Here is a 14,169-nt window from a genome sequence, read left to right as displayed (position 1 = left end):
AAGCGTTCGATGCCGGGGGTATTGATCTTCGACCTTGACGAGCGACTGCTCTTCGCCAACGGTGAGGCACTGGAGTTGGTTCCCGGTCTGGCCGGCGAACCGATCGAACGGCTTTCCGTCTGGGAGGGAATCCGCAGGCTGCTGGCGTTTCTGAAAGAGCATCCTGCCGAACCTGCAAGCCGGCGAAATATTTCTCCGTTGCGGGTTATGGAGACCGGCGACGGTTCCGTCTGTTCCCTGCGGGCATCCTATCTTGGAGCGGCGGGGAGAAGCGAGAAACCGACCCATGTAATGGTGCTGGTGGAAAGGGTTGTGGAAAAGCATGGAGTGGATCTGGAGCGGGCGGGAAGGCAGTTCGGCCTGTCGCAAAGGGAGCAGCAGGTGTTGCAGCTGATCTGTCAGGGGTTCATGAACAGGGATATCGGGGAGCGTCTCTTCATAAGCGAGCACACGGTCAAGGACCACGTGAAGAACATCATGAAGAAGATGGGGGTCGGAACGAGGAGCGAGATCATGGCCGTCCTGCAGTGAAAGCAGGAGGAGGTGTGTCAGGGGTTGATGTGAGGGGACGGCTTGCCAAGGGAGGTCGTCCCTTTCCTATTCAGTCTTCCCCCAGGGTAAAGAAGAACGTTGCCCCCTTGTCCACTTCCGCCTCCGCCCATATCTCTCCGCCGTGGCGATGGATGATCCGCTGGGCGGTGGCGAGGCCGATGCCGGTCCCCTGGAAATCTTCCTCCTTGTGAAGCCGGTGGAACGGGGTGAAAATCTGCTCGGCGAGCTTCTTGTCGAATCCGACCCCGTTGTCCCGGATGGAATAGACCTTCTTGCCGTCGCGTTCGGTGACGTCGAAGCGTATGATGGTCGATTCCCGTTTGGCGGTGTATTTCCAGGCGTTGCCGAGCAGGTTTGCCATGACGATACGGAGCAGGGTGGGGTCGCCCTGGACGTAGGCGCGTCGTGAGGTGATGAACTGCACCCGCCGCTGGGGGGCCGTCAGCTGCAGTTCGGTTATGACATTGGCGGCGACCGCATTGAGGTCGACCCGCACCTTTGTCAAAGGCTGGCGCGACACGGCGGAGAACTTGAGGAGGGAGTCGATCATGCTGTCCATCCGCTCGGTGGCGCCATGGATCTCCTTGAGGAAGTCGCGGGCCTGTCCGTCGAGCCGGTCCCCGTACATTTCCTGCATGAGCTGGGTGTAGCCGCAGATGTTGGTCAAGGGGGTACGCAGGTCGTGGGAAATCGTGTGGCTGAAGGCGTCAAGCTCCCGGTTGGAACTTTCCAGTTCAGCAGCGCGGGCCGCTAGGGCGGTGTTGAGGTATTCGATCTGTTGCAGGGTCTTTTTCCGTTCGGTGACGTCGTTCAGAATCACCAGATTCTTTCCGTCGATGATGGCCGTGATGAATTCGGTGATACATTCCCTGCCGTCTTTGCAGGTTACCCGGTATTCACGGCGCCCGATAGGCTTCTCGTTCTGGCGCGGCCTTTCCACGTCGGCGTTCCATGCTTCCACCACCTCCCGGCGGTAGAATTCGTCGGGGTAGGCCCGCCGAAACCAGGTTGCCAGGTCCGGTATGTCGGCGAGGGTATAACCGAAAACCTCGACGAACCGGTCGTTCAGAAGCTCCAGTTCCCCTTTGTAGTTGCTGATCGCAATGGCGATGGGGGAGTGCTCCAGGAGCTGGCGGAATTTTTCCTCGCTCCGCCGGAGCTCTTCCTCATGCCGTTTGTTCTGGGAGATGTCGATGAATATGGTTGCGAACTGCCCGGGGGCAGGGGAGAAGACGGAGATGCGGAAGTGCTTGTCCATGGGGGGGAAATAGGTTTCGAAGTCGCGGTAGCCGCCATTGAGAGCGATGGGGGCGAAGATATCAAGATAGGGGGCTTTGGGCGTTCCGTAGAGTTCGGTTGACAGTTTCCCCAGCGCCTGCTCCCGCGTCAGACCGGTGTGATTCTCGTAGGCGGGGTTGATGTCGATTATCCGGTAGTCCACGGCGTTGCCGGCGTCGTCGAGTACGAGTTCATGGATGGCCACCCCTTCGGCCATCGCTTCCACCAGGGTGCGATATCTCCGTTCCCTCTCGGCAATGGCTGCTTCTGCCTTATGGCGCTCGGTAACCTCGACGAACGAAGCCATCATGCAGAGGGGAGAACCATCGTCGTCCGCTATGATGGCTGCCGAAAGTTCCACGTTGAACAGTGTGCCGTCGCTGCGAACGGCCACCATTTCCCCGCTCCAGCAGCCATCGTGGCGCAGGGCGTCCTTCACTTCCCGGATCTTTTCCGGCGTATGCCAGAAGGAGGCGGCGGAGCGGCCGAGAACGTCTCCCTCTTCGGCATACCCCCACATCTTGAGAAACGAGGGATTGACGTAGGTGAGCGTCCCGTTGGTGTCGGAAAAGGCAACGGCGTTGATGGACGCAGCGATGGCGGCGTCCCGGATGCGGAGGGCGATTTCCGCTTGTTTCAGGTCGTTTGCACTGACTTCCGTTCCCGCTCCGCGGTGTTTTCCGGTTTTCGTGCCCATACGTCCTCTCCCGGCAACGGGCATGCCATTCTTAAGGCAGAAACATGAAAGAAATAGTATTATAGCCAAAATATGGGGAAAAGCGACTGTTTTGTTGGGTACTATCCATCAAGACAGCGGTTGCGCCCGCCTCCACACCGACTCCCTGTGCGGTGCAGAGCGCTTCCCCTTGCCGGGACCGCCACTCCTATGGTACTCTTTCAGCATCAGCTACTTACACAGGGGGTAGACCCATGAAACGTCTCGTATCCATGATGCTCTGTCTGACGCTGGTTTCCAGCTGTGCCACGTACAAGACCCAGTATGTGTCCTTCAAGCCGCCCGAAGCCTATCCCAACTTCCAGGTGGTGGCCGGGGCGCCCATGGCTGCGGAAGCCTACGCAGACCAGGCCCAGGCCACGGACGCCTTCGGTTTCGATATCCGGGGAGCGGGGCTCCTCCCGGTCCAGCTGGTTATCGACAACAAGAGCGGCCAGACCATGGAGATCGTTTCGGGGCAGACCTTCCTCGTCGATGACGACAACCGTTACTGGAATGTGATGGCGAACCGGGCTGCGGTGGAACGCGTGGAGCAGTACACCGCGTCGGGGGCCATGGCGGCAGGGGCAGGTAAAACCGCCGTGGTCGGTGCGATTGCCGGCACCATCCTGGGGGCGGCAATCGGCATTGTTTCCGGCAGGAACGTGGGATCGGCCATCGGGAAGGGGGCCGCCCTCGGTGCTGCGGGGGGCGCGGTAATCGGCGGGGCCCAGGGGGGATCGGACCGGGAGCGGGAATACCGGATCGCCGACGACATCCGGGAGAAAGGGCTGGAAGGGAAGGTCATTCCCCATGCCTATCTGGCCAACGGCTTCATTTTCTTCCCCGGAGAGGCCCGGTCCGCCAAGGAACTGCGGATGCAGGTACGGGAGAAGGAGAGCGGCGATACCTATTTGGTCACGTTCAAGCTGAAATAATTGCAGTAAGCGCCGGGTTGAACACAAAGGGGGCCGCCAATGGCCCCCTTTTTTTCGTCAGAAAACGACCTGATGCAGATCCCGGCGGCGGTAGCGCCATGCGAAGGCGCCGGCGCGGAAGAACCAGTCCAGGAGGAATACCCCCCAGACGGCGGCAAGGGGGAGGTGAAGGAGTTCGGCGGCTACGTAGGAGAGAAACACGCGGATTCCCCACATGGCGGTCAGAGTGACGAGAAAGACGTAGTGGGTGTCGCCGGTCCCCCGCAGGCTGCCGGCGTAGACGAAGGAGAGGGCGAGGGGGACCTGGGCGAAGGCGACCAGCCGGAGGAAGATGCACCCCTTGTCGATCACCTCCGGGTCGTTGGTGAAGAAGCCGATGAGATGGTGGGGAAGAAAGAGGAAAACAAGCGCCATTGCCGCCATGACGAGGACGGCCAGGCGAAGCGCCTCCCGGTGGCTCAGGCGGGCGCGCCTGATCTTGCGGGCGCCGAGGGCCTGCCCCATGAGGGTGGCGGCGGCGATGCCCATCCCCGCCCCCGGCATGAACGACAGGGACTCGATGGAGAGGCCGATCTGGTGGGCGGCGTAGGCGGCCGTGCCGTAGCTGATGATGAACTTGGAGTAGAAGAGCTGGCCCGACTGCTGGGCCACCCGCTCCAGGGCGACCGGGTAGCCGACCTGCCAGATGCGGCGGAACTGCTCCCGGTCCAGGGGGCCGATTTTGATGTATCTCTTGCGGAGTGCCTGCACCAGCAGGTAGAGGCAGCCGAAGAACTCCGAGGCATTGATGGCATAGGCGGCACCGGTGACGCCGAGGGCCGGAAGGCCGAACTTGCCGTAGATGAGGGGATAGGCGAGCACCACGTGGAGAATGTTGACCAGTATTATCCCTTCCATGGGGGTGCGGGTGTTGCCGATGCCGTGCATGATGGCCGACAGGACGTTGAGGCCGGTGGTGAAGACGAGGTAGAGGAAGACCAGCCGGATGTACCCCGTGGCGAGGTGGAGGACGTCGTCCCGGGCCCCGAGGAAGCGGGCCAGATCGTCCCCCAGCAGGCAGCCGAGGAGTGAGGCGATGACGGTCATGGCGAGGCAGGCGAGGCAGGCGGAAAAGGCGGCACGGCGGGCCGCCTGGTGGTGACCTCCTCCCCAGAGATGGGCAATGACTACGGTGGTGCCGGTCGCCAGCCCCCAGAAAACGGTCATGACCACGAAGATGAGGAGCTGGCCGAGGCCGGTGGCGGCAATGGCCGCAGCCCCCAGACCCCCCACCAGGAAGATGTCGACGATGGAGACGAGCCGCTGGAAGAGGGACGACAGGAGGACCGGCAGGGAGAGGTTGAATACCCTGCGGCGAATGGAAACCCTTCTGCCGGAATTGTCGCCGGCCAGGTTGGAAATGAGGCTGCGTCTGGACATGTTCCTGTTTCTGACGGTGTCGGGGAAGGGCACGACGGCGCGTGCCCTGAATGTGAGGGAATTACAGTTCGAGGTCGTCCGAGAGGCTCAACACGAAGTTCTTCGCCCGTCCGGAGGGGGCGATCATGCCGTAGGCCAGGGCTTCCTTCAGTTCAGCTTCTGTTGCACCGGCTTCCTTCGCGGCCGCGAAGTGTTTCTTCAGTCAGGTGGGGCACCCGACGGCGACGGCGCAGCCTACCCGGATCAGTTCGCGGGTCCTGGCATCGAGCACTTCCTCATACTCGAAATCGAGGATCTTTTTCCGGATGCGCATGTTTCACCTCCTGTTGGATAATGCTATGTCACCAAACGGTGCCGTTGTCAACCCCGGTGCGGAAGGGGAATTTCGCCGTTTCATGGAAAGAATCATGGGTGTTGATTGCCGTTATTGCCCTGTACTATCTAACCTAGCATATTTATTGCATAAATAAAACCCATTTACCGTCAAGGGAAGAGTTTCGCAACGTGGAGAGCAGTCATGACAGCAGAACGAATCGAAGGCATGGAGTGGTTCAAGTCCCTCATTAAGCGCTTTGGCGTCTACCGGGGGGACCCGACTACCCAGGAACTGGAGATGCTGGCGGAGACCCAGGTGCGGATGCAGCTGGTGGTCAAAACGCGGTGGATGCTCCTGATCCTGCTGACATGTTACGGCATGTATGCCGGCGGGTTCATGTATTTCAGCGGCAACGTCACCGACCTGCAACTTTCCCAGATACTGGTGCTGGGGGGGGCGATGGCGGCAGTGGTTGCGTACAACCTGTTTTACCACCGTTATTTCCGGGAGTTGAGCCATTTCGTCTTCATCAACCACCTCCAGATCCTTCTGGACATCCTGTTCGTCACCATCCTTATCCACTACAGCGGCGGCGCCCTCAGCTGGTTCTGGACTGTCTATCTCATCCTCACCCTGGAGGCGTCGTTTCTCCTGGAACGGCGCGGAGATGCCTGGTTCATCGGTGCCGTCGGCGGCCTTACCTACGGGGCGCTCCTGACGGCCGAATTCTACAGTGTCATTCCCCCCCTCAGGATGCCGCTCATCGATCCCGCCCTGCAGCACAATTTTGTCTACGTGATGCTCCTCTGGTTCTGGGTCTCCCTCATGAACGGCACCGTGGCGATCATCTCGGCCTATCTCATGGCGATTATCCGGAAGCGGGAGAACGATCTGAAGCTGATGGTGATAAAAGACCAGATGACCAGGCTCTACAACCGGGCCTACTTCTTCAAGACCCTCAACAGCGAGATCCAGCGTTCGCTCCGCTACGACCACGTTTTTTCCGTGATCCTCCTCGACCTTGACAACTTCAAGAAGTTCAACGATACCTATGGCCACCTGGAAGGGGACCGGCTCCTGAAAGGGGTTGCCCAAGTGTTCAGGGACAACATCCGGAGGAGTGAAACCGAACCCCCTTATGACGTGGATGTCCCATGCCGCTACGGCGGCGAGGAATTTGCCATCATCCTGCCGGAGACTCCGCTCCAGGGAGGAACGGAGGGGGAGCGCTCATCCAGCATCAATGCCATGGCTTTCGCGGAGCGGATCAGGCGAGACGTTGAGCGGCTTGACATCGACGGCCGCACGGCTACGGTCAGCATCGGCGTGGCGGCCTTCCCCCAGCACGGGACCACTCCGGACGACCTTGTCAAGGCGGCGGACGATGCCCTCTACCGGGCCAAACATGGCGGGAAGAACCGGGTGGAACTGGCGGCGGAGTAACAGGGGAGAATGAAAGAGGTCGTACGAAAAAAAGGCAACCGGAAGCGGTTGCCTTTTCTGTGCTTGGGTAAGAGATAGTTCAACGGTAGTTGCTAAAAGGGAATATCGTCATCCGGGTTGAACGCCGGCTCGTCGTAACTCGGGGCGCTGTTGTGCTCCTGGGAATCGGGCCGGCCGCCCCCCTGTCGGCCGCCGCCTTCCCCCTTGCCGGAGAGCATCTGCATCTTTTCCCCGACGATTTCGGTGGTGTAGCGGTCCTTGCCATCCCGATCCTGCCATTTCCGGGTCTGGAGACGCCCCTCGATGTAAACGGTCTTCCCCTTGGAGAGGTATTCGCCGGCGATCTCTGCCAGCCGTGCCCAGAGGGTGACGTTGTGCCATTCGGTCTTTTCTTCCCACTCCCCGGACTTGCTCTTGAACTTTTCGCTGGTTGCCACGGAGAAGCTCGCAACCGCAGTGCCGGATGCCGTGTAGCGGACTTCCGGGTCCTTCCCCAGGTTTCCAATCAACATCACCTTATTGAGGCTCGCCATACGCTGCTCCTTGCCACCGTGATTGAATATGCTTCGAATGAGGCAGTCTATATAATTAGCTGTCGGCTGGCAAGAGCTATTTGATGTGCGCCCGCCACAACAAATACGAAGGGGAAGGGGGGGTGACGCCGCGTCTGGTGCATATTTGGTTTGACTCCGGCGGGGAAAAAAAGTAAGTTTGACAGGTTAAGCGCCGGAGTAGCCCCTATGCTGAGAGCATACCTGTTTCTGCTGATCTTTGTCCCGCTGACGTTCGCCTTTGCGTTCAGCGCGATCATCGCCACTCTGTTCGATCCCACCGGACGGTTGTACCATGGCCATGCCCGGCTTTGGAGCCTCATAAGCCTCCGGATGGCGGGCGTACGGCTGACGGTAATCGGCCAGGAGCTGGTTCCAGGCGACCAGCCGGTCATCTACATGAGTAACCACCAGGGTAATTTCGATATCCATGCCCTGTTCAGGGCCATTCCCTACCGCTTCTCCTGGATAGCCAAAGAGGAGCTGTTCTCCATTCCGATCTTTGGCCACTCCATGCGGCGGGCAGGTTACGTCCCCCTGGACCGGAGCGATGGGCGACAGGCCCTGAAAAGCATGGAGCGGGCTGCCACCCTGATCCGGGCGGGACAAAGCGTCGTGATTTTTCCCGAGGGGACGCGGACCCCGGACGGCAATCTCCTTCCCTTCAAGAAGGGGGGATTTCTTCTGGCCGGCAAGGCCGGGGTTCCCGTGGTGCCGGTGACCATCAACGGCAGCCGGGAGGTTAACCCGTCAAAACGGATCGAGCTCTACCCCGGCACCATCTCCGTCCGCTTCGGGGCGCCCATTCCGGTGACCGACGGGAGCGGCAAGGGGCGCGAAGAGCTGCTGGAGCGGGTCAGGACGGCCATTGCCGCCGGCCTGGAGAATTGACATGTTGATGCTGCATAGTGCACTTATTGTCGTGGGGCTGATTGCCATGGGGTGGGGTTTCCCCGCTGCCCACCGGCTTAAGAGACCTTTCGATATCGTAGCGGCGCTGGTGGTGCTGGCAGGGCTCTGCAGTGCCCTGCTCGGAGCACTCCTCGTAACCGTTCCCGGATTCTTCCAGGGGTAGGAGCGTATGGACAAGGCCAAAACCATTGCCGTGAACGTTGTCGTCACGGCGATCATCGCCATAATTCTCATCTGGGGGAACTCCTGGTATCGGCAGTGGAGCCAGTTCAACCGGGGTGAGGCTGCCCTGGCGAAGGGTGATTTCGTTGCCGCCATAGCCGGATACGAGGCAGCAATCCACATGTACACCCCCGGCAGTCCCCTGGTGGAGCGCACCGCCGAAAAACTCTGGGGGATCGCCGAGGAGCGGGAGGAAAATGGGGACCGACAACTTGCCCTGGTCGCCTACCGTGCCCTGCGCAGCTCGTTTTATTCGACCTGGGGACTGACCAGGCCGGGGACGTGGTGGATTGCCCGGTGTGACGCAAAAATCGCCCAGCTGGTGAAACTGCAGGGGGAGGCGGGGGCGCAGAAGTCCTGACATCCCTCCAAGGATACAGAACACATTTTGTTCAAGGCTCTCATGGAAATGACCTACAGTGACAACCCTGGCCTGCGCATCATCCCCCTCGGCGGGTTGGGGGAGATCGGGCTCAACATGGCGGTGTTCGAGTACGGCGACGACATCATCGTGGTCGACTGCGGGCTCATGTTTCCCGAGCCCCACATGCTCGGCATCGACCTGGTTATCCCCGACATCGCCTACCTGCGGGAGCGGGCCGACCGGGTGCGGGGGATATTCCTCACCCACGGCCACGAGGACCACATCGGTGCGCTTCCCTTCGTTCTCCAGGAACTGAACCCCCCTATCTACGGTACCGCCCTGACCCTCGGCTTCGTCAAGGAAAAGCTCAAGGAGTTCGATCTCGATGAGCGTGTGGACCTGCGGGTGGTGAAGCCCCGGCAACGGGTCGACGTCGGCCTCTTCGAGATCGAGTTCATCCGGGTAGCCCACTCCATCGTGGATGGCTGCGCCCTGGCGATCCGCACTCCCGAAGGGGTGGTGATCCACACCGGCGACTTCAAGCTCGACCAGACACCGGTGGACGGGGAGCTGACCGACCTGGTGACCCTGGCCCGCTACGGCGAGGAGGGGGTACTGGCGCTCATGGCCGATTCCACCAACGTGGAACGGGAAGGCTATACCCTGTCGGAGGCCCTGGTGGGAGAGGCCTTCGACGATATTTTCCCCAAATGTTCGGGGCGGATTATCGTGGCGGCTTTTTCCAGCAATATCCACCGGGTCAGGCAGGTGATGGTTTCGGCCGCACGATCGGGACGCAAGGTGCTCCTGAACGGCCGTTCCATGATTGCCAATGTCCAGATAGCCCGGGAACTCGGGTACCTGAGCGTTCCCGACGATCTTCTCATGGACCTGAAGGACCTCCCCCGCCTCCCCAAGGAACAGGTCTGCATGATCACCACCGGCTCCCAGGGGGAGCCCATGAGCGCCCTTACCCGGATTGCCATGGACGACCACAAGCAGATCAAGCTGGAGGAGGGGGACACGGTGATTCTCTCTTCCCGCTTTATCCCGGGTAACGAGAAGACCATCTCCGATCTGATCAACCACCTTTACCGGCGCGGTGCCGAGGTCTACCACGAGAAGGTCTCGGAGGTACATGTCTCCGGCCATGCCAGCCAGGAAGAGCTGAAGCTGATGCAGAACATCGTCCGTCCCCGCTACTTCATCCCGGTGCACGGCGAGTACCGCCACCTGGTGAAGCACTCACAGCTGGCCCAGAAGGTGGGGGTTCCCCGGGAACGGTGCATCCTCGCGGTGAACGGCGACGTCGTCACCTTTGCCGACGGAAAGGGCGCCATCACCGACCGGGTGGAGACGGGGCGCGTCTTCGTGGATGGGAAAGGGATCGGCGACGTGGGGGACGTGGTGCTCAAGGATCGGCGCCACCTCTCCCAGGACGGCATGGTGGTGGTCATCATCGGCATCAACCAGGGGAGTGGCGACATCATCTACGGGCCGGACATCGTCTCCCGCGGCTTCGTGTTCGAGGACGAGAGCCAGGAGTACCTGGACGAGGCGCGGAAGGTGGTGGAGGACACCCTTGCCCTCCACAACGTGGAGGTCATGGCCGACTGGGGCGAGGTGCGCCAGGAGGTGCGGCGGGTGCTCCGGCGCTTTTTCAACAAGACCATCGAGCGGCGACCGGTGATACTCCCTTTGATACTGGAGATGTAGGGGCGAATCTTGTGTTTGCCCTGACCCTGCAATGGGCGATCACGAGGATCGCCCCTACGAAAGCGACACGATGGGAATGGACGAAAAAGCCGACAAAAAGGACAAACTGAAGAAAGAGATTCAGGGGATGGCGCTTGGTGCGGCGGGGCTGTTCGTGCTCATCTCCCTCCTTTCCTACCGGACCGACGACCTTTCCTTCAACAGCTTCTCCTCCGAGGCCCGAGTCCGCAACTTCGGCGGCCGGCTCGGGGCGGAGATGGCCGACCTGCTCCTCCAGACCACCGGACTGGCCGGCTACCTGGTCCCCGGCGCGCTCCTCTTCCTCGCCTACCTCTTTCTCCGCTTCAAGGAGGTGAAGTGGCGTGGCTACAAGTGGTTCGCCTACGCAGGGCTCCTTGTCTCCCTTTCGTCTCTCTTCGCGTTCAACCTGGAATTTACCACCCTCTTCGGGCAGCGGGTCCCTACCGGGGGGGCCGTGGGATACCAGACCGTTTCGCTCCTCAAGAGCTTCCTCGGCGCGCCGGGGGCGCTGCTGCTGCTGCTCCCCATGCTGGCCGCGTCGATCATGATCCTCTCCCGCTTCTCCTTTGTCCTGTTCGCCGATTGGTGGCTCGGGGCGCTGGGAGCCAGGTGGGCACGCTTCTGGGAGCGAAGGGCGCTCAACCGGGAGCTGATGGAGAAAGAGCCGAAACCGGCCGAGGCGGGTGCTCCGGTGATAAAGCCGCTCCCCGTGCATGTGCCGGCGCCTCCGCCGCTCCTGAAAAAGGAGAAGAAGAAGGACGAGGAGAAAGTGAAGCCGGTCCAGGAGGCCTTCGAATTCGTCAAGAGCGACGGCGCCTACCAGACTCCTCCCCTGTCGCTCCTGGATACGCCGCCGGCGACAGAAAAGCGGGTCGACAGGGAAGCCCTCACCATGAACGCTCGGCTCCTGGAGAAGAAGCTCAAGGACTTCGGCGTGGACGGCGAGGTGGTGGAGATCTGTCCCGGTCCGGTCGTCACCATGTACGAATTCGCCCCCGGTCCGGGGGTTAAGGTGAGCCGTATCGCCGGACTGGCCGACGACCTTTCCATGGCGCTCCAGGCCCTTTCCATCCGGATCATCGCCCCCATCCCCGGCAAGGGGGTGGTGGGGATCGAGCTTCCCAATCGGGACCGGGAAATGGTCTTTCTGAAGGAGATATTTGCCAGCGAGGAATTCCATCGCGGCAAGCTCAAACTTCCCATGGCCCTCGGCAAGGATGTGGCCGGTGCGCCGCTGGTGACCGACCTGGCCCGCATGCCCCATCTGTTGGTGGCGGGCGCCACCGGCTCCGGCAAATCGGTCTCCATCAACACCATGATCCTCTCCCTCCTCTACACCGCCACCCCCCGGGACGTGCGGATCATCATGGTCGATCCCAAGATGCTGGAACTCTCGATCTATGAGGGAATCCCCCACCTGCTCCTCCCCGTGGTCACCAACCCGAAGAAGGCGGCCCTGGCCCTGCGCTGGGCGGTTGAAGAGATGGGGCGTCGTTACCGGCTCATGGCCGACAAGAGCGTGCGCAACATCGACTCCTACAACAAGGCACTGGAGCGGGAGGAGAAGGAACTGGCGGACAACAAAGCCAGGGAAACGGTGGTGGTCGACGAGGTGGAGGAGGGTGCCGACAGCGATGAGGCGGCCATCCAGGCGTTCCTCGACCGGGACGAGGAACTGGAGCATGGCCATCTCCCCTACATCGTGGTGATCGTGGACGAACTGGCCGACCTGATGATGGTGGCGGGGCGGGAGCTGGAGGAATCCATCGCCCGGCTTGCCCAGATGGCCCGTGCCGCCGGCATCCACCTGATTCTTGCCACCCAGCGGCCGTCGGTGGATGTCATTACCGGCCTCATCAAGGCGAACTTCCCGGCCCGCATCTCCTTCCAGGTCTCCAGCAAGACCGATTCCCGGACCATCCTCGACTGCAACGGCGCGGAAGCACTCCTGGGGGCGGGGGACATGCTCTTCCTCCCTCCCGGCACCGCCAAGCTCATGCGCTCCCACGGCGCCTTCGTCTCCGACGCCGAGGTGCAGCGGGTGGTGGAGTTCCTGAAAAAGCAAGGGAAGCCGGTCTACGACAAGTCGATCCTGGAGATGAAGGCGGGGAGCGAGGGGGGAGGCGATGCCGAAGAGGAGCTTGACGAGCGGTACGACGATGCGGTGGCCCTGGTGGCAGAGACCCGTCAGGCATCCATTTCCATGATCCAGCGGCGACTCCGGATCGGCTACAACCGGGCGGCACGCATCATCGAGAAGATGGAGCAGGAAGGGATCGTCGGCCCGAGCGACGGGACGAGCAAGCCGCGGGAAGTGTTCATCAACAAGCTGTAGTCTTTCACTTATTCAACGCAGACGGACGCAGAGCAAATCGGATTAACGCAGAACACGTAATATAGGCAGAGCTTTTGAAAGAAGGCTCAAGTAACAAGATTTTATATCCATAGAAATCTGCGTCTTTCAGCGTTGAATTCGCTGTTAGCCTGTTCACCTACGGGAGGCCCCATGAGCGAATGCCGCAAAGACAACCTGGCCCATTTTGCCGTTACCATCATCAGCAAGGACCGCCCCGGCATCGTGGCCGACACCACCGAAGTCCTGTTCCGCCTCGGCTGCAATATCGAGGACTCCAGCTGCACCATGCTGGGGGGGGATTTCGCCATGATCCTCATCGTCTCCCACGAAAAGCCCTTCACCAAGGCCCGGCTGGTCGATGAGTTCAGGCTGCTCCAGGAGCGGACCGGCCTGCACATCCACGTCCGCACCCTCCATGATGACGAGATCTGCCCGGTGAAGGAGGAAGGGGAGCTCTGCCTCATCTCGGTCTACGGCTCGGACCAGCCGGGGATCGTCTACCGGGTCACCCGTGCCCTGGCGGACCGCCGGGTGAATATCACCGACCTGAATACGCGTCTGATCGGGACCGTGGAGGAGCCGGTCTATGTCCTGATGCTGGAGGCGATCCTGCCGGACGGCATGACCGTGGAGGACGCCGAGCGCCTTCTGGACAATCTGAAAAAGGAGCTGAACGTGGAGATAGGGGTACGCACCATAACCCCTGTCTCTTTCTGATACGATGCCTGCCCAGAAGATTCTCATCTATCCCCACCCCGTACTGAAGAAGATGTGCCGGCCGGTGCCGGCCATCGACGACGAGATCGCGTCCCTGGTCGCGGACCTGCTCGACACCATGCGGGAGGGGCCCGGGTCGGTCGGGGTTGCCGCTCCCCAGATCGGCGTTTCGCTCCGGGTCTGCGTGGTGGATGTCTCTGCCAGTCGCCTGGGGAAGGAGAACAACCACGGCCAGCTCGTCATGATCAATCCCGAGATCGTCGCCCGGCAAGGGACAGCGGTGATGCGGGAAGGGTGCATGAGCGTTCCCGACTATACGGGGGAGGTGGAAAGGGCCACCGAGATAACGGTCCGCTTCCTCGATGGCGCCGGCCACCCTGGTGAGATCGAGGCGAGCGGCTTCGAGGCGGTGGCGATCCAGCACGAGATGGACCACCTGGATGGTGTCCTCTTTCTCGACCGGATCGTGTCGCTGAAGACGGGGCTGTTCCGGAGGAAGAACTACAAGTGACGGGGAAGTGCTGCGGAGAGCTGGAATAACCGGAGAGCGCGAGGGGAATCTCGTCCGTTGCGGTCGAGCCTTCGCTGCGGACCTTGACCGGCGTCGTTTCTGACAGGCATGTGATGTGGATTTTCGTTTCCCTGCTGA

General features: G+C 61.2%; 14 protein-coding genes. 10 read left to right on the top strand and 4 right to left on the bottom strand.

What is annotated here, in order from left to right; genetic code table 11:
• Positions 1 to 9: 9 nt before the first annotated feature.
• Positions 10 to 531 (top strand): helix-turn-helix transcriptional regulator, encoded by a 522-nt coding sequence (locus tag KI810_RS01735; RefSeq protein WP_214173761.1) that lies wholly within the window; start codon positions 10 to 12, stop codon positions 529 to 531.
• A 70-nt stretch (positions 532 to 601) separates the two neighbouring features.
• Here the strand turns inward: KI810_RS01735 and KI810_RS01730 are convergent, their stop codons facing one another.
• Positions 602 to 2,527 (bottom strand): PAS domain S-box protein, encoded by a 1,926-nt coding sequence (locus tag KI810_RS01730; RefSeq protein ID WP_214173760.1) that lies wholly within the window; start codon positions 2,525 to 2,527, stop codon positions 602 to 604.
• A gap of 233 nt (positions 2,528 to 2,760) precedes the next feature.
• On the opposite strand from KI810_RS01730, the gene KI810_RS01725 reads away from it, so the two are divergent.
• On the top strand, positions 2,761 to 3,483 hold the full coding sequence (locus KI810_RS01725) for a glycine zipper family protein (RefSeq protein WP_214173759.1): 723 nt from the start codon (positions 2,761 to 2,763) through the stop codon (positions 3,481 to 3,483).
• A gap of 57 nt (positions 3,484 to 3,540) precedes the next feature.
• Here the strand turns inward: KI810_RS01725 and KI810_RS01720 are convergent, their stop codons facing one another.
• Positions 3,541 to 4,902: an MATE family efflux transporter gene (locus tag KI810_RS01720; protein WP_214173758.1), complete on the bottom strand. Its 1,362-nt coding sequence runs from the start codon at positions 4,900 to 4,902 to the stop codon at positions 3,541 to 3,543.
• 61 nt (positions 4,903 to 4,963) lie between these two features.
• Positions 4,964 to 5,215: a GSU3128 family (seleno)protein gene (locus KI810_RS17395; RefSeq protein ID WP_281412527.1), complete on the bottom strand. Its 252-nt coding sequence runs from the start codon at positions 5,213 to 5,215 to the stop codon at positions 4,964 to 4,966.
• A 204-nt stretch (positions 5,216 to 5,419) separates the two neighbouring features.
• Here KI810_RS17395 and KI810_RS01715 point away from each other — a divergent pair, with 204 nt between their 5' ends.
• Entirely contained in the window at positions 5,420 to 6,661 is a 1,242-nt protein-coding gene (locus tag KI810_RS01715; RefSeq protein ID WP_214173757.1) for a GGDEF domain-containing protein, read from the top strand.
• A 92-nt stretch (positions 6,662 to 6,753) separates the two neighbouring features.
• Here the strand turns inward: KI810_RS01715 and KI810_RS01710 are convergent, their stop codons facing one another.
• Positions 6,754 to 7,194 (bottom strand): single-stranded DNA-binding protein, encoded by a 441-nt coding sequence (locus KI810_RS01710; RefSeq protein ID WP_214173756.1) that lies wholly within the window; start codon positions 7,192 to 7,194, stop codon positions 6,754 to 6,756.
• 207 nt (positions 7,195 to 7,401) lie between these two features.
• Here KI810_RS01710 and KI810_RS01705 point away from each other — a divergent pair, with 207 nt between their 5' ends.
• From KI810_RS01705 to def, 7 genes are all read left to right on the top strand, one after another.
• Positions 7,402 to 8,103, top strand: coding sequence for a lysophospholipid acyltransferase family protein (locus tag KI810_RS01705; protein ID WP_214173755.1), 702 nt, complete (start codon positions 7,402 to 7,404; stop codon positions 8,101 to 8,103).
• Between the two features lies 1 nt (position 8,104).
• Positions 8,105 to 8,287: a hypothetical protein gene (locus KI810_RS01700; RefSeq protein ID WP_214173754.1), complete on the top strand. Its 183-nt coding sequence runs from the start codon at positions 8,105 to 8,107 to the stop codon at positions 8,285 to 8,287.
• Between the two features lie 6 nt (positions 8,288 to 8,293).
• Positions 8,294 to 8,707 carry a tetratricopeptide repeat protein gene (locus tag KI810_RS01695; protein ID WP_214173753.1) on the top strand — a complete coding sequence of 138 codons (414 nt, stop codon included), beginning with the start codon at positions 8,294 to 8,296 and terminating at the stop codon, positions 8,705 to 8,707.
• Between the two features lie 42 nt (positions 8,708 to 8,749).
• The gene (locus tag KI810_RS01690; protein ID WP_214174686.1) at positions 8,750 to 10,426 is read left to right on the top strand and encodes a ribonuclease J; all 1,677 of its coding nucleotides are present in this window, start codon (positions 8,750 to 8,752) and stop codon (positions 10,424 to 10,426) included.
• 76 nt (positions 10,427 to 10,502) lie between these two features.
• Positions 10,503 to 12,782 carry a DNA translocase FtsK gene (locus tag KI810_RS01685; protein ID WP_214174685.1) on the top strand — a complete coding sequence of 760 codons (2,280 nt, stop codon included), beginning with the start codon at positions 10,503 to 10,505 and terminating at the stop codon, positions 12,780 to 12,782.
• Positions 12,783 to 12,953: 171 nt separating this feature from the next.
• Positions 12,954 to 13,520, top strand: a complete 567-nt coding sequence (locus KI810_RS01680) for a glycine cleavage system transcriptional repressor (protein ID WP_214173752.1) — start codon at positions 12,954 to 12,956, stop codon at positions 13,518 to 13,520.
• A 4-nt stretch (positions 13,521 to 13,524) separates the two neighbouring features.
• Positions 13,525 to 14,031 (top strand): peptide deformylase, encoded by a 507-nt coding sequence (def, locus tag KI810_RS01675; RefSeq protein ID WP_214173751.1) that lies wholly within the window; start codon positions 13,525 to 13,527, stop codon positions 14,029 to 14,031.
• Positions 14,032 to 14,169 lie beyond the last annotated feature (138 nt).

The sequence above is a fragment of the Geomobilimonas luticola genome (assembly GCF_018476905.1).
Classification (GTDB): Bacteria; Desulfobacterota; Desulfuromonadia; order Geobacterales; family Geobacteraceae; genus Geomobilimonas; species Geomobilimonas luticola.
The sequence above is the reverse complement of the archived record's forward strand: the minus strand, read 5'-3'. Positions and strand labels throughout refer to the sequence as shown.

What these genes read in the sequence shown, in the direction of transcription:
- KI810_RS01735 (WP_214173761.1), top strand. Translation starts at nt 10, where the DNA reads ATGCCGGGGGTATTGATCTTCGACCTTGACGAGCGACTGCTCTTCGCC.
- KI810_RS01730 (WP_214173760.1), bottom strand. Translation starts at nt 2,527, where the DNA reads ATGGGCACGAAAACCGGAAAACACCGCGGAGCGGGAACGGAAGTCAGT.
- KI810_RS01725 (WP_214173759.1), top strand. Translation starts at nt 2,761, where the DNA reads ATGAAACGTCTCGTATCCATGATGCTCTGTCTGACGCTGGTTTCCAGC.
- KI810_RS01720 (WP_214173758.1), bottom strand. Translation starts at nt 4,902, where the DNA reads ATGTCCAGACGCAGCCTCATTTCCAACCTGGCCGGCGACAATTCCGGC.
- KI810_RS01715 (WP_214173757.1), top strand. Translation starts at nt 5,420, where the DNA reads ATGACAGCAGAACGAATCGAAGGCATGGAGTGGTTCAAGTCCCTCATT.
- KI810_RS01710 (WP_214173756.1), bottom strand. Translation starts at nt 7,194, where the DNA reads ATGGCGAGCCTCAATAAGGTGATGTTGATTGGAAACCTGGGGAAGGAC.
- KI810_RS01705 (WP_214173755.1), top strand. Translation starts at nt 7,402, where the DNA reads ATGCTGAGAGCATACCTGTTTCTGCTGATCTTTGTCCCGCTGACGTTC.
- KI810_RS01700 (WP_214173754.1), top strand. Translation starts at nt 8,105, where the DNA reads ATGTTGATGCTGCATAGTGCACTTATTGTCGTGGGGCTGATTGCCATG.
- KI810_RS01695 (WP_214173753.1), top strand. Translation starts at nt 8,294, where the DNA reads ATGGACAAGGCCAAAACCATTGCCGTGAACGTTGTCGTCACGGCGATC.
- KI810_RS01690 (WP_214174686.1), top strand. Translation starts at nt 8,750, where the DNA reads ATGGAAATGACCTACAGTGACAACCCTGGCCTGCGCATCATCCCCCTC.
- KI810_RS01685 (WP_214174685.1), top strand. Translation starts at nt 10,503, where the DNA reads ATGGACGAAAAAGCCGACAAAAAGGACAAACTGAAGAAAGAGATTCAG.
- KI810_RS01680 (WP_214173752.1), top strand. Translation starts at nt 12,954, where the DNA reads ATGAGCGAATGCCGCAAAGACAACCTGGCCCATTTTGCCGTTACCATC.
- def (WP_214173751.1), top strand. Translation starts at nt 13,525, where the DNA reads ATGCCTGCCCAGAAGATTCTCATCTATCCCCACCCCGTACTGAAGAAG.